This window comes from Kitasatospora sp. NPDC059973 (genome assembly GCF_042737525.1).
In the GTDB taxonomy this organism is placed as follows: domain Bacteria; phylum Actinomycetota; class Actinomycetes; order Streptomycetales; family Streptomycetaceae; genus Kitasatospora.
On sequence record NZ_JBHWUI010000028.1, the window covers coordinates 22694 to 40338 of the forward strand.

19 protein-coding genes are annotated in these 17645 nt (G+C 73.0%); 12 read left to right on the forward strand and 7 right to left on the reverse strand.

Going from position 1 to position 17645, the window contains the following annotated elements:
- Positions 1-47: 47 nt before the first annotated feature.
- A complete protein-coding gene (locus ACFWA9_RS10710) occupies positions 48-1841 on the forward strand; it encodes a bifunctional metallophosphatase/5'-nucleotidase (protein WP_380385463.1) in 1794 nt (597 codons plus the stop codon).
- Positions 1842-1913: 72 nt separating this feature from the next.
- Here the strand turns inward: ACFWA9_RS10710 and ACFWA9_RS10715 are convergent, their stop codons facing one another.
- From ACFWA9_RS10715 to ACFWA9_RS10735, 5 genes are all read right to left on the reverse strand, one after another.
- On the reverse strand, positions 1914-3425 hold the full coding sequence (locus ACFWA9_RS10715) for a HAMP domain-containing sensor histidine kinase (RefSeq protein WP_352293686.1): 1512 nt from the start codon (positions 3423-3425) through the stop codon (positions 1914-1916).
- Entirely contained in the window at positions 3422-4195 is a 774-nt protein-coding gene (locus ACFWA9_RS10720) for a response regulator transcription factor (protein ID WP_380385466.1), read from the reverse strand. The genes ACFWA9_RS10715 and ACFWA9_RS10720 overlap by 4 nt, the downstream gene beginning before the upstream one ends.
- A 135-nt stretch (positions 4196-4330) precedes the next feature.
- Entirely contained in the window at positions 4331-5473 is a 1143-nt protein-coding gene (locus ACFWA9_RS10725; protein WP_380385469.1) for a S1C family serine protease, read from the reverse strand.
- Between the two features lie 106 nt (positions 5474-5579).
- Positions 5580-6638, reverse strand: coding sequence for a LacI family DNA-binding transcriptional regulator (locus ACFWA9_RS10730; RefSeq protein ID WP_359803847.1), 1059 nt, complete (start codon positions 6636-6638; stop codon positions 5580-5582).
- 124 nt (positions 6639-6762) lie between these two features.
- The gene (locus tag ACFWA9_RS10735; RefSeq protein WP_380385472.1) at positions 6763-7494 is read right to left on the reverse strand and encodes a response regulator transcription factor; all 732 of its coding nucleotides are present in this window, start codon (positions 7492-7494) and stop codon (positions 6763-6765) included.
- Between the two features lie 718 nt (positions 7495-8212).
- On the opposite strand from ACFWA9_RS10735, the gene ACFWA9_RS10740 reads away from it, so the two are divergent.
- From ACFWA9_RS10740 to ACFWA9_RS10770, 7 genes are all read left to right on the forward strand, one after another.
- A complete protein-coding gene (locus tag ACFWA9_RS10740) occupies positions 8213-8506 on the forward strand; it encodes a MoaD/ThiS family protein (RefSeq protein WP_329489100.1) in 294 nt (97 codons plus the stop codon).
- 5 nt (positions 8507-8511) lie between these two features.
- Positions 8512-10032, forward strand: a complete 1521-nt coding sequence (locus ACFWA9_RS10745; protein ID WP_380385475.1) for a hypothetical protein — start codon at positions 8512-8514, stop codon at positions 10030-10032.
- Positions 10033-10308: 276 nt separating this feature from the next.
- Positions 10309-10992, forward strand: coding sequence for a DUF2993 domain-containing protein (locus tag ACFWA9_RS10750; protein ID WP_380385477.1), 684 nt, complete (start codon positions 10309-10311; stop codon positions 10990-10992).
- Positions 10993-11296: 304 nt separating this feature from the next.
- On the forward strand, positions 11297-11377 hold the full coding sequence (locus tag ACFWA9_RS10755) for an Ms5788A family Cys-rich leader peptide (RefSeq protein ID WP_350517234.1): 81 nt from the start codon (positions 11297-11299) through the stop codon (positions 11375-11377).
- A gap of 220 nt (positions 11378-11597) precedes the next feature.
- Positions 11598-12431: a sulfurtransferase gene (locus ACFWA9_RS10760; protein ID WP_352293668.1), complete on the forward strand. Its 834-nt coding sequence runs from the start codon at positions 11598-11600 to the stop codon at positions 12429-12431.
- A 40-nt stretch (positions 12432-12471) separates the two neighbouring features.
- Positions 12472-12762, forward strand: a complete 291-nt coding sequence (locus ACFWA9_RS10765; protein ID WP_093861460.1) for a DUF1416 domain-containing protein — start codon at positions 12472-12474, stop codon at positions 12760-12762.
- Positions 12763-12946: 184 nt separating this feature from the next.
- Positions 12947-13195, forward strand: a complete 249-nt coding sequence (locus ACFWA9_RS10770; RefSeq protein WP_380385530.1) for a hypothetical protein — start codon at positions 12947-12949, stop codon at positions 13193-13195.
- On the opposite strand, the gene ACFWA9_RS10775 is transcribed toward ACFWA9_RS10770, so the two are convergent.
- Positions 13189-13572: a DsrE family protein gene (locus ACFWA9_RS10775; RefSeq protein ID WP_380385480.1), complete on the reverse strand. Its 384-nt coding sequence runs from the start codon at positions 13570-13572 to the stop codon at positions 13189-13191. The genes ACFWA9_RS10770 and ACFWA9_RS10775 overlap by 7 nt on opposite strands.
- Positions 13573-13860: 288 nt before the next feature.
- On the opposite strand from ACFWA9_RS10775, the gene ACFWA9_RS10780 reads away from it, so the two are divergent.
- The 3 genes from ACFWA9_RS10780 (at position 13861) to ACFWA9_RS10790 (ending at position 16031) form a co-directional block, all read left to right on the forward strand.
- Positions 13861-14463, forward strand: coding sequence for an FABP family protein (locus ACFWA9_RS10780; RefSeq protein WP_329489106.1), 603 nt, complete (start codon positions 13861-13863; stop codon positions 14461-14463).
- 130 nt (positions 14464-14593) lie between these two features.
- Positions 14594-15058, forward strand: a complete 465-nt coding sequence (locus ACFWA9_RS10785) for a Fur family transcriptional regulator (RefSeq protein WP_329489107.1) — start codon at positions 14594-14596, stop codon at positions 15056-15058.
- Positions 15059-15068: 10 nt separating this feature from the next.
- Positions 15069-16031, forward strand: a complete 963-nt coding sequence (locus ACFWA9_RS10790) for a folate-binding protein (protein ID WP_329489108.1) — start codon at positions 15069-15071, stop codon at positions 16029-16031.
- A gap of 25 nt (positions 16032-16056) precedes the next feature.
- Here ACFWA9_RS10790 and dtd read toward each other — a convergent pair whose 3' ends face one another.
- Positions 16057-16506 carry a D-aminoacyl-tRNA deacylase gene (gene dtd / locus ACFWA9_RS10795; RefSeq protein ID WP_380385485.1) on the reverse strand — a complete coding sequence of 150 codons (450 nt, stop codon included), beginning with the start codon at positions 16504-16506 and terminating at the stop codon, positions 16057-16059.
- Between the two features lie 478 nt (positions 16507-16984).
- On the opposite strand from dtd, the gene ACFWA9_RS10800 reads away from it, so the two are divergent.
- A complete protein-coding gene (locus tag ACFWA9_RS10800) occupies positions 16985-17605 on the forward strand; it encodes an ABC transporter substrate-binding protein (RefSeq protein WP_380385488.1) in 621 nt (206 codons plus the stop codon).
- Positions 17606-17645: the final 40 nt, after the last annotated feature.

Below are 17645 nucleotides of genomic sequence, written 5' to 3' on the forward strand. Positions count from 1 at the left end.
CACGCATGTCGACCGCCGGGCGCTCTCTCAAGGTGCAGGGGACCTTCATGCTCACCGTCAGATCCCGACGTGCCGTTCTGGCCGCCGTCGCCGCGGCCGGCCTCGTCGGCACCGTGGCCATGCCGACCGCCGCCCAGGCCGCGGACGCCAAGCGTCACAAGACCGTCAACCTCCAGCTGCTGGCGATCAACGATTTCCACGGCAACCTGGAGCCCCCGGCCGGTTCGTCCGGCACCATCCGGGAGATCGACCCGGCGACCGGTCAGCCGGTCAGCACCCCGGCCGGCGGCATCGAGTACCTGGCCACCGCGCTGCGCCAGGCCCGGATCCCGGCGGACGACTCGATCACCGTCGCCGCCGGTGACATCGTCGGAGCCTCCCCGCTGACCTCGGCGCTCTTCCACGACGAGCCGACCATCGAGGCGATGGACAAGCTCGGCCTGGACGTCACGGCGGTCGGCAACCACGAGTTCGACGAGGGCTCCAAGGAGCTCATCCGCCTCCAGGACGGCGGCTGCCACCCGGTGGACGGCTGCTACGAGGAGGGGCGCAAGTTCAAGGGCGCCAACTTCAACTACCTGGCCGCCAACGTCACCAACGAGAAGACCGGCAAGCCGATCCTGGCCCCGTACTGGGTGACCAGGTCGCAGGGCGTCAAGGTCGGCTTCATCGGCGCGACCCTGGAGGGCACGCCGAACATCGTCACCGCCGAGGGCGTCAAGGGCCTGAAGTTCGGCGACGAGGTCGACACGATCAACAAGTACGCGGCCGAGCTGAAGAAGCAGGGCGTGAACTCGATCGTCGCCCTGATCCACGAGGGCGGGCTGCCGGCCAGCAGCACCTACAACTACGACTGCGGCGCCGCCGGCGAGGGCATCTCCGGCCCGATCGTCGACATCGCCAAGAACCTGGACCCGGCGATCGGCGCCATCGTCACCGGTCACACCCACAACGCCTACGCCTGCACCATCCCCGACCCGCAGGGCGTGCCGCGCTCGGTGACCAGCGCCGCCTCGTTCGGCCGGCTCTACACCGAGATCGACCTGAAGCTCGACAAGACCACGGGCACCATCGTGCGCCCCTCGGTCAAGGCCGAGAACCACATCGTGCGCCGCACGGTCGAGAAGGCCCCGGACATGACGGCGCTGATCGACCACTACTCCAAGCTGGCCGCGCCGATCGCCAACCGCCCGCTGGGCTACATCGCCTCGGACATCAACGGCCGCGGCAACAGCGACCTGGAGAAGCCGCTCGGTGACGTGATCGCCGACGCCCAGCTGGCCGGCCTGGCGCCCGCCGACAAGGGCGGCGCGCAGCTCGCCTTCATGAACCCCGGCGGCATCCGCTCGGACCTGGTCTACAAGGCGAGTGGGGCCGAGGGCGACGGCGTGGTGACCTACGGCGAGGCGTTCACCGTCCAGCCGTTCACCAACATGATGCAGGTCAAGACGCTGACCGGCGCCCAGCTGGTCCAGCTGCTCCAGCAGCAGGTGAGCGGTGCCAACGCGGCCTCGCCGAAGGTCCTGCAGTCCTCCAAGGGCCTGACCTACACGCTGGACATGCGCAAGGCCGGTGCGGACCGGGTGCTCGTGGACTCGATCCGGCTGAACGGTGCGGCGATCGACCCGGCCGCCAAGTACCGCGTCGCGGCCAACGAGTTCCTGGCCGGCGGCGGCGACGGCTTCCCGGCCTTCGCGGCCGGCACCGACAAGCTGGTCGGCGCCTCCGACCTGGACGTCTTCGCCGCCTACCTCGGTGCCAACAGCTCGGCGGCCGCGCCGCTGAAGGCGCCGGCGCAGGACCGCATCAAGGTCATCGGCCCGGGCGTCGACAACGACTGACCGGAGCCGACGGAGGAACGGGCGGGGCGCTGTCGGGGCGCCCCGCCCGTTCCGTCCGTCCGGGCCCGGCGGCTAGCCGGCCGAGGGGCCGCCCGGCAGCCGGACGGTGGCCAGGGCGCCCGGGCCCCCGTCGTGCGCCGGGCCGAGCGACACCTCGCCGCCCGCCTCCCGCACGCTCTGCGCGACGATCGACAGCCCCAGGCCGGACCCGGGGAGCTGGCGCGAGGACGGCGAGCGCCAGAAGCGGTCGAAGACGTACGGCAGCTCGTCCGACGGGATCCCGGGGCCGTGGTCCCGGACGGTCAGCACGCCCTGGTGGAGCCGGACGTCGATCGCGGCGCCGGGCGGGCTGTACTTGACCGCGTTGTCCAGCAGGTTGATCACGGCGCGCTCCAGCGCGGCGGCGTCGCCCTGGACGAACCACGGCTCGACGTCGGTCTCGAAGACCAGCCCCGGACCGCGGAGCTTCGCCCGGGCGACGGCCCGGTCGGCGAGCTCGTGCAGGGCGACCACCGCCAGGATCCGGCCCGGTTTCGGCGTGTCGGGGCGGGAGAGCTGGAGCAGGTCGCCGATCAGGACGGTGAGCTCCTGCATCTGCGCCTTCATGTTGCCGAGCAGCTTGGTCCTGGTCGCGGCGGGCAGCGGACGGCCGGTGTCGTCGCTGCGGATCATCAGGTCGACGTTGGTGCGCAGTGAGGTGAGCGGGGTGCGGAGCTCGTGCCCGGCGTCGGCGATCAGCCGCGTCTGGCGGTCGCGGGAGTTGGCGAGCGCGGTGCTCATCGAGTTGAACGAGGCGGAGAGCCGGGCGATCTCGTCGCTGCCGTGCACGGGGATCGTGCTGCCGACCTCCTCGGTGCGGGCGATGTGCTCGACCACGTCGGTGAGCCGGTCGACGGGCTTGAGCGCCGAGCGGGCCACGAACCGGCCGGCGACCCCGGCGAGGATGATGCCGCCGAGGGCCACGCCCCCGAGGATCAGGGCGAGGTTCTGCAGCGACTCCTCGGTCGACTTGGTCGGGGAGGCGACCATGATGAGCACGGAGGAGTGGTTGGTGGCGACGGCTGTGGTGATCTTGACCGTGGCGGGATCACCGTTGGTGAAGCGGCCGTCGCGGATGATCGACTGATTCGGCTTCAGCGCGAACGCCCGGGCGTCCTCCGGCTGGATCACGATCGCCCTGGTGGCACTCGCCGGCAGGGTGACGCAGGCCGGGTCGGCCCAGACGAACTGGGTGTCCCGGGCGGCGGGGCCACCGCCCGGAGGCTCCGGCAGGGTCCCGGCCTCCTTGGCCTGCTGGACCATCTTCAGGGCGGCTTCCGGGGTCGTGGCGCACGGAAGGCTCAGCGGGGCCGCGCGGGGAGGCGGCACGTTCTGCAGGTCGTTGCGGACCTGCCCGTACAGCTGCTTCTCCACGATGAACCAGCAGGCCAGCGCCGACAGGGCGATCGCCACCGCCACCGCCGCCGCCGTCAGGAAGGTGAGCCGGCGGCGCAGGGACTGGGCGCGGTACCAGCGGGCGAGCCGCTGCCGGCGGTGGACGCGGGGCGGTAGCAGGGGCGGGGGCGGGGTGGCGGTGTCGCTCACGCCGTGGTGCCGGCGGCCGGGCGGAGGGCGTAGCCGACGCCGCGTACGGTCTGGATGATCCGGGGCATGCCGCCCTGCTCGGTCTTGCGGCGCAGGTACATCACGTAGACGTCCAGGGAGTTGGAGGAGGGCTCGAAGTCGAAGCCCCAGACCGCCTTGAGGATCTGCTCGCGGGTGAGCACCTGGCGGGGGTGCGAGAGGAACATCTCCAGCAGCATGAACTCGGTGCGGGTCAGCTCGACCGGCCTGCCGGCCCGGGTGACCTCGCGGGTGGCGGTGTTCATCCGGAGGTCGGCGAAGGCCAGGACCTCGCTGTCGTCCTCGACGGCCGCGGCGCGGGCGGCGGCCTCGGTGGCGAGGGCGTTGCGGCGGAGCAGGGCGCGGACCCGGGCGAGCAGTTCGTCGAGTTCGAAGGGCTTGGCGAGGTAGTCGTCGGCGCCGACGTCCAGGCCGGTGACCCGGTCGCCGACGGCGTCGCGGGCGGTCAGCATCAGGACCGGGACGGTGTCGCCGCGCGAGCGCATCCGGCGGACGGCGGTGAGGCCGTCCATCCGGGGCATCATGATGTCCAGCAGGACGAGGTCGGGCTTCTCCCGCTCGACGGTCTCCAGCGCCTCGTAGCCGTCGGTGGCGGTGACGACCTCGTAGCCCTCGAAGGCGAGGCTGCTCTCCAGGGCGTCCCGGAGGGCGGGTTCGTCGTCGACCACGAGGAGCCGGGCGGAGGCCGGTCCGGGCTCGGCGGGGGTGCGGTCGTCGGCGGCCGGGGTCATGGGCGGTTGCCCTTTCTCGTCGTCTCTCCTCGGCGGAGAGCCTGTCGGGAGCCTGCTGGGGTGCTGCTCGGGTGCTGCGGAACTGCCGGGGCGCTGCTCGGGTGCTGAGGTGACCTGCTCGGAGTAATTGTCCGTCTAGATGTTCTGCCCGGCCTGCAGCTCGGGCAGCACCTGCTTGATGTCGTTGATCGGGATGGCGAACCCGAGGCCGACGCTGCCGGCGGTGCCGCCGCCGGCCGTGGAGCTGGAGCCGCCGGCCGAGTACATCGCCGAGTTGATGCCGATGACCTGGCCGTTCGCGTTGATCAGCGGGCCGCCGGAGTTGCCGGGGTTGAGCGCGGCGTCGGTCTGGAAGGCCTTGTAGGTCGCGGTCTCACCGCTGTTCTGCTGCGGGGTGCTGCCGCGCAGACCGGGCAGGTTCGGGAAGCCGAAGCCGCCGTTGCCGCTGGTGGTGCCCTCGTCGACCTGGACGGTGACCTCGCGGTTCTCGGCGCTGATGATGCCGGAGGTGACGGTGCCGGTGAGGCCCTCCGGGTTGCCGATGGCGACGACCGCGTCGCCGACCCCGACGGTGGAGGAGTCGCCGAGGGTGGCGGGGCTGAGGTTCTTGGCGCCGCTCGCGGTGATCACGGCGGCGTCCAGGGACTTGTCGGTGCCGGTGACGGTGGCCTTGGCGGTGGAGCCGTCCTTGAAGGTGACGGTGACCTGGCCGCCGTCGGAGGCGCCGGAGACGACGTGGTAGTTGGTGAGGATCCGGCCGTCCTTGTCGAGCACCACGCCGGTGCCGGTGGCGGTGCCGTTCGCGGTCTTCACGGTGATCTGGACGACGCTCGGCGAGACGGCCGAGGCGATCGCGGCGACGTCGGCGCTGCCGTCCGAGCGGGCGGAGACCGGGCTGGCGATGGTGCCGGTGCGGGTGGCCGAGCCGTGTTCCTGGGCGGCGACCACACCGCCGGTCACCCCGCCGAGGACGGCGGCGACCGCCGCGACGGCGGTGACCAGCGCGACCCGGCCGCGCAGGAGGCCGCGCCTGCCCCGGCCGCCGTGCCCGCCGTGGGACGTCGGTCCGTCGGCGGCCGGGGGCGCCGGCGGCATCGGCGGGGCCGCGGGCGGGGGAGGGGGCGGGGTGCCGACCGAGGGGTGACCGGCGGCCGGGTACCCGGTGGTCGTGCTGTCGAGGACGGTGCCCCGGACGACCTGTCCCTCGGCGGGGTGCGGGTGTCCGTGCGGGGCCCGGTACGGGTCGTACTGCTCGCTGCCGTGCTGCTGATCGCTCATGCCGACCAACGTCCGCCCGCCGGATGAGGATCCGATGAGAACGGGGTCAGAAGCCCCCGAGAAGCCCGTTGACTTCTCATAAAGCCTGGTCAGGCCGGGACCGCCGCTAGGACGGCCGAGTCTCCTGCGGCGCGCTCGGCCGGCAGCCGCAGGAACGGCGGATGACCAGGCGCGACGGGAACTTCCGGACCCGCTCGGTGTCCGAGCCGGGCACCATCAGCGAGTCGTCGAGGACGAGGTCCACCGCGGCCCGGGCCATCGCGTCGCGGTCGGAGGCGACGGTGGTCAGCGGCGGGTCGGCGAAGGCGGCCTCGGGCACGTCGTCGAAGCCGGCCACCGCGAGGTCCTCCGGGACCCGCAGGCCGAGCTCGCGGGCGGCCCGCAGCACGCCGATCGCCTGGTCGTCGGTGGAGCAGAAGACGGCGGGCGGCCGCTCGGCCGAGCCCAGCAGGCCGAGCGCGACCTCGTAGGCGCCGTAGCGGTGGAAGGGCGCGTCGATCAGGTGCGGTTCGGTGGGCAGGCCGTGGGCGTCCATGGCGCGCTGCCAGCCCTCGACGTGGTCGATGACCGGGTCGCCGGGGGCGGGGGACTCGACCGGGCCGCCGAAGCAGGCCACGTACGGGTGCCCGTGCTCCTCCAGCAGGTGGCGGACGACGGCCTCGGCGCCGGCCACGTCGTCGGTGACCACCGCGACGTCGTCGATCGCCTCGGGCCGGCGGTGCAGGAGCACCACCTTGGCGCCCTCCATCGCGGCGAACTCCTCGGCCGCCCGCTGCGAGGGGCCCTGGCTGACCAGGATCAGGCCGGAGACCCGCATGCCGAGGAAGGCGCGGACGTAGTGCACCTCGCGGTCGTCCACGTAGTCGGAGTTGCCGATCAGGACGAGCTTGCCGCGCTCGGAGGCGGCGCGTTCCACGGCGTGCGCCATCTCGGCGAAGAACGGCTGGCGGGCGTCGGGGACGACCATGCCGATCAGGTTGGTGCGGCGGGAGGCCATCGCCTGGGCGACGCTGTTCGGCCGGTAGCCGAGCTGCTCGATCGCCGCGAGCACCTTCTCCTTGGTCGCGGGCGCGACCGGGCGCGGCCCGTTGTTGATGACGTAGCTGACGACCGCGGTCGAGGTACCAGCCAGTCGGGCTACATCGTCGCGCGTCACTTTGGCCACGGGAGGAGTCTACGCGTGTGGCGTCCGCCCGGGCAGTGGTAGCTCGGCTGCTCGGCGGATGCCGGCAGGACAGCGCGGGGCGAATCCGGACAGGCCGGGCGGCGGGCGGCCGCCCGGCCGGCGGTCAGGCCTCCAGCGAGGCCGCGGAGCGCTGCGCGAGGTCCGGCCGTTCGCCCTTGTCCGGCTTCTCCGGGACGACGAAGCGGTAGCCGACGTTGCGCACGGTGCCGATCAGCTGCTCGTTCTCGACGCCGAGCTTGGCCCGCAGGCGCCGGACGTGGACGTCGACCGTCCGGGTGCCGCCGAAGTAGTCGTAGCCCCAGACCTCCTGGAGCAGCTGCGCCCGGGTGAAGACCCGGCCGGGGTGCTGCGCGAGGTACTTGAGCAGCTCGAACTCCTTGAAGGTGAGGTCGAGCACCCGGCCCTTGAGCTTGGCGGAGTAGGTGGCCTCGTCGACCGAGAGGTCGCCGTTGCGGATCTCCATCGGGCTGTCGTCGGTGGTCACCTGGAGGCGGCCGAGGGCGAGCCGCAGCCGGGCCTCCACCTCGGCGGGGCCGGCGGTGTCCAGCAGGACGTCGTCGATGCCCCACTCCGCGGTGACGGCGGTCAGGCCGCCCTCGGTGACCACCAGGATCAGCGGTGAGCCGATGCCGGTGGAGCGGAGCAGCTGGCAGAGGCTGCGGATCTGCGGCAGGTCCCGCCGGCCGTCGACCAGGATGACGTCCGCGCTGGGGGTGTCCACCAGGGCGGAGCCCTCGGCGGGCGCCACCCGGACGTTGTGGAGCAGCAGGCCGAGGGCCGGCAGTACCTCCGCGGAGGGCTGCAGCGCGTTGGTGAGGAGGAGCAGAGAACTCATACCCGGTAGTCCCCTTTCCGGGTCGTCGCGGTCGCGTGACGGCTGCCGCCACAGCCGGTTGGCGCACGTGCGAGGAGGTGTCGCGCGCGGGCCCCGGGTGGGGCGGCGGCGGGCGACGCGAGGGAGGTGGGGGAGGAGGCCAGGCGTTCACCGGAGGATTCACCGGCGTGCACGGCAGAACGAGGCGTGCGTCGGAGGTCCCGCAACCCCTGGTGCACCGTTTCTGCCCTGCCCATCCCGTGAACCTTCCGGTCTGTCCCGTACCGGGCGGCGGCCCGGAGCCGGGATCCGACACCCCGTCCTGGTCCCGGTACGTCGTTGTGCCGGGAATGGCGGGGCGGTTCCTGCTCCGCGCCGGGGGTGGACCGACGAATCGCAAGAACGTCCGTACTGGCGTCCTGAAAGCACGAAAGGATCCGGGGGCGACTCTGCCCGGATCCCTCAGGGGTCGAGGATAGCCGACCTGCTCTCTCGCCGGGAGGGCTCGAAAGCGGCCGTTCGGCCTTTTCGGGCACGCCGGGGGTGAGCCTGACCACAGCGTCGTGCGGGCGCCGGCACCCGCACGGCCAGGGCGATTGCCGGTCGGGTCGGCGGACACGCCATCATGGGACGCGTATCGGCGGCACCGTGCGCGTACCTCTTTCGAGTGGTGTTCGGCCGCCGGTGGGGACCCGCCCGGGGCACCGGGCCCGGGCGAGGACGACGAGAAGGGGTTGCCATGGGCGCGACCACCGAACCAGCGGGCGCCGCTCGGGTGAGCGGGACGATCCGCTACTGGGCGGCGGCGAAGTCGGAGGCCGGGCTGGCCGAGGAGCCGTACGAGGCGGCGACCCTGGCGGAGGCGCTCGCGGCGGCCAGGACGCGGCACGCCGACCGGCCGAAGCTCGTCCGGTTGCTCGGACACTGCTCCTACCTGGTCGACGGCTCTCCCGTCGGCGGCCGTGACCACGCGACGGTGTCCCTCACCGAGGGCGGCACGGTCGAGGTGCTCCCGCCGTTCGCGGGAGGGTGAGCGGCGTGACGGACCCGAACAACGTGAACGGCGGCCCGCAGGGGACCGGCCCGGGCGGCTGGCAGCAGCAGCCGCAGCAGCCGCCGCATCCGCAGGCGCAGTCCCAGCACCCGTACGCCCCCCAGCAGGGGTACGCGCCGGAGCCGCAGGAGCAGGTGGCCCGGCCGTACGCCCCTGCTCCCGCTCCCGCTCCCGCCCCCGCCGCGGGCCGGGCACCGGGGCAGCCGGAGCACCCGGGGAGCCGGCCGCCGGCCGGTGCTCCCGGGCAGCCGCCCCAGCAGCCGTACGGGCAGCAGCAGCCCCCGCAGCCCCCGCCGTACGGACAGCCCCGGCCTCCGCAGCAGCCGTACGGGCAGCAGCGTCCGCAGGCCCGGCCGGGCGGTCAGCGGCAGGCCGGACCGCAGCAGGCCGGACCGTCGTACGGGCAGCAGCCGCAGCCGTACGGACAGCCGCCGCTCGGGCAGCCGCCGTACGGGCAGCAGCCGTACGCCCAGCCGCCCGTCGACGACGCGGCGACGGCCCTGCTCCCGCCCGTCCCGCCGATGGACGACGCGGCGACGACGCTGCTCCCACCGGTGGTGGTGTCGGGCACGATGCCGCCCGCGCCGGCCCCGGCCGCGAACCCGGCCCCCGCCCCGGCCCCGGCGCACGTCCTCGACTCGCCGACCATGACGCTCAAGCGCCCGACGGCCCCCGCCGACGGCCCCGGTGCCCCCACCGGCCGCCGCCGCGCCGGTGCCCCGCACGGCGCCGTGCCGGGTCGGCCAGGCACCGCCGCGCCCGGACCGGTGGCGCCCGGTTCCGCCGCGCCCGTCCGGACCGGTTCGCCGATCATCGACCCGGGCCTGCAGCCCGCCCTGATCACCGCCGGTGCGGCCGCGCTGCTGGCCGGGGGCGCGGCGATCGGGCAGCCGGCGCTGGCGCTGGTCGTCGCGCTGCTCCAGGTGCTGACCGCGGCCGGCTGGTTCCGGCTGAACGGCATGTGGCCGGCCCGTCAGGGCATCGCCCTCGCCGTGCTGGCCGGTCTCACCGCCGACGTGGCGGTGCTGCTGGCCGACTCGGACGGCGGGGCGGCAGCCGTCGTCGGCACCCTGGGCGGGTTCTTCCTGCTGGTCCTGGTGCTCCAGACGTTCCGCCCCTCGGACCCGAAGGAGCGGTTCTACGCGCTCACCGTGCTCGGTTCGGCCAGCGTGGTGACGGTGCTCTGCACCGCGCTGCTGCTGGCGGACTGGGTGCCGGCGGCGGTCGGCGCGGTCGCGCTGGCCACCGTGCTGGCCGCGGCGCCACTGCCCGGGCCGAAGCAGCTGGGCCCGGTGCTCGGACTGCTGGCGGCCGTGGTGTTCGGCCTGGTCCTCGGCGCCCCGTTGGCGCTGGGCGTGCTGGCGGGTCTGGGCGCCCTGGTCGGCCGCCGGGTGGCCGGGTACGACTTCCCGTCCCGCTTCGTGCACATGACGGCGGGCGTGGCCCTGCCGCTGGCGGTGGCCTCGCCGCTGATCTGGCTCGCCACCCGGCTGCTGGCGGGCTGAGGTCCGGCGGCACGCCCCGCGACGCCCGGCTCCGGAACCATGGTCCGGAGCCGGGCGTCGTACGGTCGTGCGAGCGCGGCCGTCGCGGCGGCCGGCCGGGCGGGGCGCTCGCGGGCCCGGTGGCGCCGACCGGACCGACGAGTAGGACCGGACCGACCGGTAAGACGAGACGACCGGTAAGACGAGATCGACGAAGAGAACGACGCGTACGACGACAGCGGCGGGCGACGACGGGGGAGAGCGATGCGCGGTTGGCTGAAGGCGACGATCGGTTTGGTGGTCCTTTCCGGCCTGCTGGTGGGCGCGGACCGGATCGCCGTGGGCCTGGCCGAGGACGAGGTCGCCGAGCAACTGGTGAAGAGCGGCCGGATGAGCCATCGGCCGGACGTGTCGATCGGCGACGTCCCGTTCCTCACCGATCTGCTGTCGAAGAAGGTGGACGACCTCCGGATCTCGGCCGACGGGCTGACCGTCGGTGACGGCACCCGCCAGGTGGCGCTGCACTCCTTCGAGGCCCGGCTGTCCGGCGTCGCGGTGAGCGACAGCCTGCGCAGCGCCACGGTGGCCAAAGGCAGCGGCAGCGGCCTGATCTCCTACGCCGACCTCGCCCAGCTGCTGCCGCCCGCCGCCGAGATGGTGCCCGCCGCCGGGAAGCTGCCGGTGGCCCCCAACGCCCGGCTGAGCCTGTCGTACGGCGGGCCGGGCAGGATCAAGGCGGCGCTGGGCCCGCTCGCGGTCGGCGAGGGTTCGGTGCACAGCCAGGGCAACACCGTCACGACGGACGGGTTCCAGCTCAGCGGGGTGGCCGCGATGGTGGCGGGCCTGACCAACCAGAAGGTCGATCCGGTCAGTTTCACCCTCGACCAGCTCCCGGCCGGGCTGAAGCTGTCCGGGGTGACCCCGAAGGAGGAGGGCCTCCAGCTGTCCTTCCAGGGCGACGGCGTGACCCTGATCGGGTGACGCCGGCCGCAGCGCCGGCCCGCACCGCCTGCCGCGCCACCGGCCCGCACCGCCGTACCCCGTACCGCCGTACCGCCGTACCCCGCACTCCTTGCCCCTGTTCCGCTCCGCGAGACGCGCTGTCCAGCGCCGACCGTGGAGCGGTGTGCTTCCCGCCCCCGGCCGTCCCCCGGGGAGGCCCCGAACGGCGGCTGGCCGGTTCCCGCCCACCATGAGAAGGTCAAATCTCGTTATATGAGCCATCTGGTCTCAATATTCGATACGCTGGTGACAGCGGGTGCCCCGTGTCCCTAGCATCGTCGGCATGAAGCGACAGACGGACCTCACGAAGCGGCGGGCGGTAGACCTGTGCCGCGTGGCCGCCTGTCTGTGTCGAATGCGCTAACTCGGCGTCTTTGCAGGGCATTTCCCGCCCGCCGCCGATTCTCCCGGTGATCTGGCCCGGTGCCCCGTACCGGCCGTTCCCGCTGCACACCGCAGACCACCGCTCGGAACAGTGCGCCTCCCTGGTTCGTCCCATTATTCGGACATGAATTCGGAACGGCCGCCGACGAGCACCCGCAGCAGCACCTTCCGCAAACCGCCCTCGGATGGAGAACACCACCATGAGCCGCAGCGACGTCCTGGTCGACGCCGACTGGGTCCAGGCCCGCCTGGACGACCCGAAGGTTGTCATCGTCGAGGTCGACGAGGACACCTCCGCCTACGACAAGAACCACATCCGCAACGCCGTCCGGATCGACTGGAAGAGCGACCTCCAGGACCCGGTCCGCCGCGACTTCATCGACCAGGCCGGCTTCGAGGCGCTGCTGAGCGCCAAGGGCATCGCCAACGACGACATCGTGGTGCTCTACGGCGGCAACAACAACTGGTTCGCCTCGTACGCCTACTGGTACTTCAAGCTGTACGGCCACGGCGATGTCCGCCTGCTGGACGGCGGCCGCAAGAAGTGGGAGCTGGACTCCCGCGACCTGGTCGCCGAGGTGCCGGCCCGCCCCGCGACCGAGTACAAGGCGCAGGCCGTCGACTCCTCGATCCGTGCCTTCCGCGACGACGTGATCGCCGCCATCGGCACCCTCAACCTGGTCGACGTCCGCTCGCCCGACGAGTTCTCCGGCAAGCTGCTCGCCCCGGCCCACCTCCCGCAGGAGCAGTCGCAGCGCCCCGGCCACGTGCCGAGCGCCCGCAACATCCCGTGGGCCAAGAACGCCAACGACGACGGCACCTTCAAGAGCGACGACGAGCTGAAGGCCCTGTACGAGGCCGAGGGCATCGACCTGGCCAAGGACACCATCGCCTACTGCCGCATCGGCGAGCGCTCCGCGCTCACCTGGTTCGTGCTGCACGAGCTGCTCGGCCAGGAGAACGTGAAGAACTACGACGGCTCCTGGACCGAGTACGGCAGCCTCGTCGGCGTGCCGATCGAGCTCGGCAACTGAACCGCCGGCTCCACCTGTAAGGCTGAAGGGAAGACAAGACATGTGCGGTGCGAAGGCCGGTGGGCCGGACCTGGCAGGAGTTGACGTGGCGAACGAGACGATCATCCAGGGTTCCGTGACCCGAGACGGCGAGCCGGTGAACGGCTACGTCCGGCTGCTCGACGAGGGCGGCGAGTTCACGGCCGAGGTTCCCACCTCGGCGACCGGCCAGTTCCGGTTCTTCGCCCGCCCGGGCAAGTGGACGCTGCGCGCGCTCGTCCCGGGGCAGACCGTGGACCGCCAGGTGGTCGCCTCCCAGGGCAACCTGACCGAGGTCGCCATCGCCGTCTGAGCGCTCCGACCCCGCTCCGAGCGCCCCGCGTGCGCTTCGCACGCCGAGCGCTCCGGGTGACCGAGTGCGCCGGATCCGGCCCGAAACTGCCGGATCCGATCCCGAGGGCCCCTGCTTCCGCAGGGGCCCTCGGTCGTACGGTGGAAGCGTGCAGGGGAGCCGGCGGCATCGCTACTACTTCGCCATGATGGGCGTCTGCCTGGGGCTGTTCGTCCTGGCCTGGGGCGTGGTCCGGTTCTGGTCCGTCCCGGCCGCGATCGGCATGTGCGTGGTCGCGATGGTGATCCCGCCCGCCGCCGCGGTGTTCGCGAACAAGCGGGACCCCGAGGACGACTGGTGGAACGACCCGCGCTGGGAGGACCCGAAGTGGGACGACCCCGGTCACGACCGGGACCACCCGGACCACGAGGGGCGGCGGGGGCCGGATCAGTAGACGAGGGCCTGCACGCCGTCCGCCATGATCTCGCTGACGAAGACCTGCGCGCCCGCGATCCGGACGCCCTCGACGGTGTCCTTCTGCTCGATCCCGCGCCGGGCCGCGCACTGCGTGCAGAGGGTGACGGTGCCGGCCGCCAGGATCGACTCCAGCAGGTCCGGCAGCGGCGCCGCGTGCGGCAGCTCGAACTCCGCCGCCCGCCCCGGCAGGGCGAACCAGGACGACTCGCCGGTCAGCCAGAGCGAGACCTCGATCCCGCTGGCGACGGCCACCGCCGCCACCGTGAAGGCCTGCGAGCAGCGCTCCGGCGCGTCCGCACCGGCGGTGACCTTGATGACGAGCTTCTTCGAGCCGGACTTCGTATCGGAGGACATGCCGCCACCCTAGATCCCGGCGAAATGCCGACGTGGTGGGGCTCACCGAGACCCGTCGTCACCCGGCGGATAGAGTGAGCGCCAGCAAAATCCACCACACTGTCGCCGCCCTGGGAGCCCCCCGTGTCCGGTCTGGAAATCTTCTTCGACGGTCTGCTGGCCCTCATGGCCGTGCTGATCACCTGGTTCGCCATCTTCTCGGTGATGAAGCTGTACCAGGGCCAGCGCTGAGTCCGGCTGCCGTACGGTTGAAGCTGCCCCACATCGTCGACGACAGCGACCAGGAACATGATCGAGATCCCCTCTGACCTCCACAAGGACGTCGTCCCGCTCGCCTTCCTCCTCGGCACCTGGGAGGGCGCGGGCGTCTACGCGCCGCTGCCCGGCGAGGAGGCCGCCGGTGCGGAGAAGTGCAACTTCGGCCAGGAGATCGTCTTCCGGCACGACGGCCGGCCGTTCCTGGAGTTCCGCTCCCGCACCTGGGTGCTGGACAGCGAGGGCGAGAAGGTCCGCCCGCTGGAGAACGAGCACGCGTTCTGGCGCGTGACCAGCAACCAGCACGGCACCAGCGGTGCCCGCGGGATCGAGATCTCCTCCGTCCGGGACGACGGCGCCGTCGAGATCTGGTACGGCGAGCTGGCCGACGGCAAGCCGCAGATCGACGTCTCCACCGACGCGGTGGCCCGGATCGAGGGCTCGCCGGAGTACTCGGGCGGCAAGCGTCTCTTCGGCTTCGTCAACGAGGAGCTGCTCTGGGTCGGCGAGAAGGCCGCCCCGAACGTGCCGCTGCGCCCGTACATGTCGGCGCAGCTGAAGAAGGTGCTCAGCCCGGCCCAGCTGATCAAGGACATCAACGACCTGCCGGACGACGGCATCGCCTTCTTCCGCTGAGCACGGCGCACCGCTGAGCACGGCGCACCGCCGGGCACAGCCCACAGCCCACCGCGCACGAGGTAGGGACCGGCCGACGGCCGGTCCCTACACTTGCATCAGGACCCCCGACCTTGGCAGGGACAGCACCGTGGCGGACACCGGCACCACAGACTGGCAGCTCTCCGGCGACTGGAAGGCCGATCTGCGTCAGCGCGGCTACCGCCTCACGCCCCAGCGCCAGCTCGTCCTGGAGGCGGTCGACGTGCTCGACCACGCGACCCCGGACGACATCCTCGGGCACGTCCGCCGGACGGCCAGCGGCATCAACATCTCCACCGTCTACCGGACCCTGGAGCTGCTGGAGGAGCTCGGCCTGGTGTCGCACGCGCACCTCGGCCACGGTGCTCCGACGTACCACCTGGCGGGCCGTCACCACCACCTGCACCTGGTCTGCCGGGACTGCGAGAAGGTCACCGAGACCGGTACCGAGATCGCCCGCCCGTTGATCGAGAGCCTGCGCGAGCAGCACGGCTTCGACACCGACCTCAAGCATTTCGCCATCTTCGGCCGCTGCGCCGACTGCACCGCCAAGCTCGCCGAGGACCGGCCGTAAGCTGGCCGGTATGAAGAGCCCGCTGCTTGCGCTGCCCGGTGCCGTCCCCGCCGAGGGAACCGACGAGGGCGTGGCCGCCCACTACGGCGACATCTTCCGCGAGCAACGCAACCTCGCGCGGGGCAGCGGCTTCGTGGACCTCTCGCACCGCGGCGTGATCACCGTGACCGGCGACGACCGGCTGGCCTGGCTGCACCTGCTGCTCACCCAGCACGTCAGCGAGCTGCCCGTGCAGCAGGCCACCGAGGCGCTGGTGCTCTCCCCGAACGGACACGTCGAGCACGCCCTGTACCTGGTCGACGACGGCACCACCACCTGGGCGCACGTCGAGCCGGGCACGGCGCAGGCGCTGCTCGGCTACCTGGAGAGCATGAAGTTCTTCTACCGGGTCGAGGTCGCCGACGCGACCGCCGACTACGCGGTGGTCCACCTGCCGGCCGGTTCCACCGCCGCGGCGGACGGCGCGGCGGCGGTCCGCGAGCTGGCCTACGGGCGGGACCTCTTCCTGCCGCGTGCCGAGCTGGCGGCGCTGACCGGGGGCTACGGCCCGGCGGCCGGGATCTGGGCGTACGAGGCGCTGCGGATCGAGGGCCACCGGCCGCGGCTCGGCTTCGAGACCGACCACCGGACCATCCCGCACGAGGTGGACTGGCTGACGACCGCCGTCCACCTGCAGAAGGGCTGCTACCGCGGCCAGGAGACGGTCGCCCGGGTGCACAACCTGGGCCGGCCGCCGCGCCGGCTGGTCTTCCTGCACCTGGACGGCACCGAGGAGACGCTGCCCCCGCACGGTACCGAGGTGCGGCTCGCCTCGGACCCGGACGGCCGGGCACTGGGCTTCGTGACGTCCTCGGCGCGCCACCACGAGCTGGGGCCGATCGCGCTGGCGATCGTCAAGCGGAACGTCCCGGTGGACGCGGTGCTGCTGGCCGGGACGGTGCCGGGGACGCAGGACGTGATCGTCCCGCAGTAGCCGGGCCGGTCGGGCCCCGGTCCGGTCAGACCTCGACCAGGACGGTGAACGGGCCGTCGTTCACCAGTGCGACCCGCATGTCCGCGCCGAAGCGGCCGGTCTCGACCTTGGCGCCCAGGGCGCGCAGCTGGGCGACCACCTCGTCCACCAGCGGCTCGGCGACCGGGCCGGGGGCGGCGGCGTTCCAGGTGGGGCGGCGGCCCTTGCGGGCGTCCCCGTAGAGGGTGAACTGGCTGATCACCAGGAGCGGCGCGCCCAGGTCCGAGCAGGACCGCTCGACCCCGTCGGCCCGGGCCCCGTCCGGCTCCAGCAGTCGTAGCGTCCAGAGCTTGCGGGCCAGTTGGGCCGCCTTGGCGGGGGTGTCCTCGTGGGTGACGCCGACCAGGACGCAGAGCCCCGGTCCCTCGATCGCGCCGACGGTCTCGCCGGCCACCGTCACCCTGGCCTCGGTCACTCGCTGCACCACTGCTCGCATGCGGCCATTGTGCCGGAGCGGGCGGCGCGTTCCGGCGGCCCCCTGGGGAGCGTGCGGCAGGCGAGTACGCGCCGGGTGGTGCGCGCCTGCGCGCCAGGGGATGCCGCTCTCGCTGCGAAAAGCCCCGGTCATATCAGCCACCCCCGTTCGCCAGGGGGCCGTTCGGGTGCACGGGCGGTGCACCGGCGGTGGGCGGGGTGGCACGCTGGGGCGGTACGAGGGTCCGGGGCGCCAGAGGTCCGCCGCGCCGGGTCCGTTCGGCCGGGTGGTCGAGTCGGTAGGTCAGGCGTTCTGGTGGTGTCGCCCCGTGGGGTGGCATCGGCGAGGGCGGGAACCTTTCGGGGGCGATCGCGCGTGCCATCGGACGGGTGTGCGCGGCGGGTACGCGCGACGGCCCGCCCGGGGGACGGGTCGGACCGGCGGCAGGCGACGGGGTGCCGCGAGCGGGCGGGATCGGACGACGGCAGGTGGTTGGTTGATGGACGCGAGCAGCACGGCACGGGGCCGGTCCGGGCAGACGCCCGAGGGGCCGGAGCCGGTGGGGGGCTCCTCCGGCCCGGCAGCGGGTACGGAGGGTGAGCCCGATCTGGGGCGGTTGGGCCTGGAGCAGCTGCGCACCCTGCGCCGGGAGACCCTGGAGCAGGAGGCGGACCTCTCCTATCTGCGGCGCCTGCTGCACGGTCGGATGGACATCCTGCGGGCCGAGCTCGACCGCCGGCCGGGCGCGCTCCTGGTGGCGGCCGGGGGTGAGAGCCCGGCGGGCGGCGCGCTGCTGGACCGGCTGCCGGCCATCCTCACCGATGCCCCGTCGACGGTCCGCCGCTCCGCCCGGCACGTCACCCTGGGGCCGCCCCGTGGCCAGCAGTCCCAGCTGGAGGCGGACGCCCTGATGGGCGATGTCCAGCTGGCCGACCTGGCCGCGCACCCGCCCGAGGAGCTGCTGGCCGCGCTGGACCGGCTGCGCGCGCACGAGCGCGAGGTGTCCGGCCGGCGGCAGCTGCTGCTGCGGACGGCGGACGGCTGCAGTGCCGAGATCACCCGCAGGTACCGTGATGGGGAAGCGCGGGTCGACGACCTGCTCGCGGGCGGCCCGCTCTGACCGGGTGAGGTGTCCGGGGCGGGTGCGTGCGGTCCGGCTC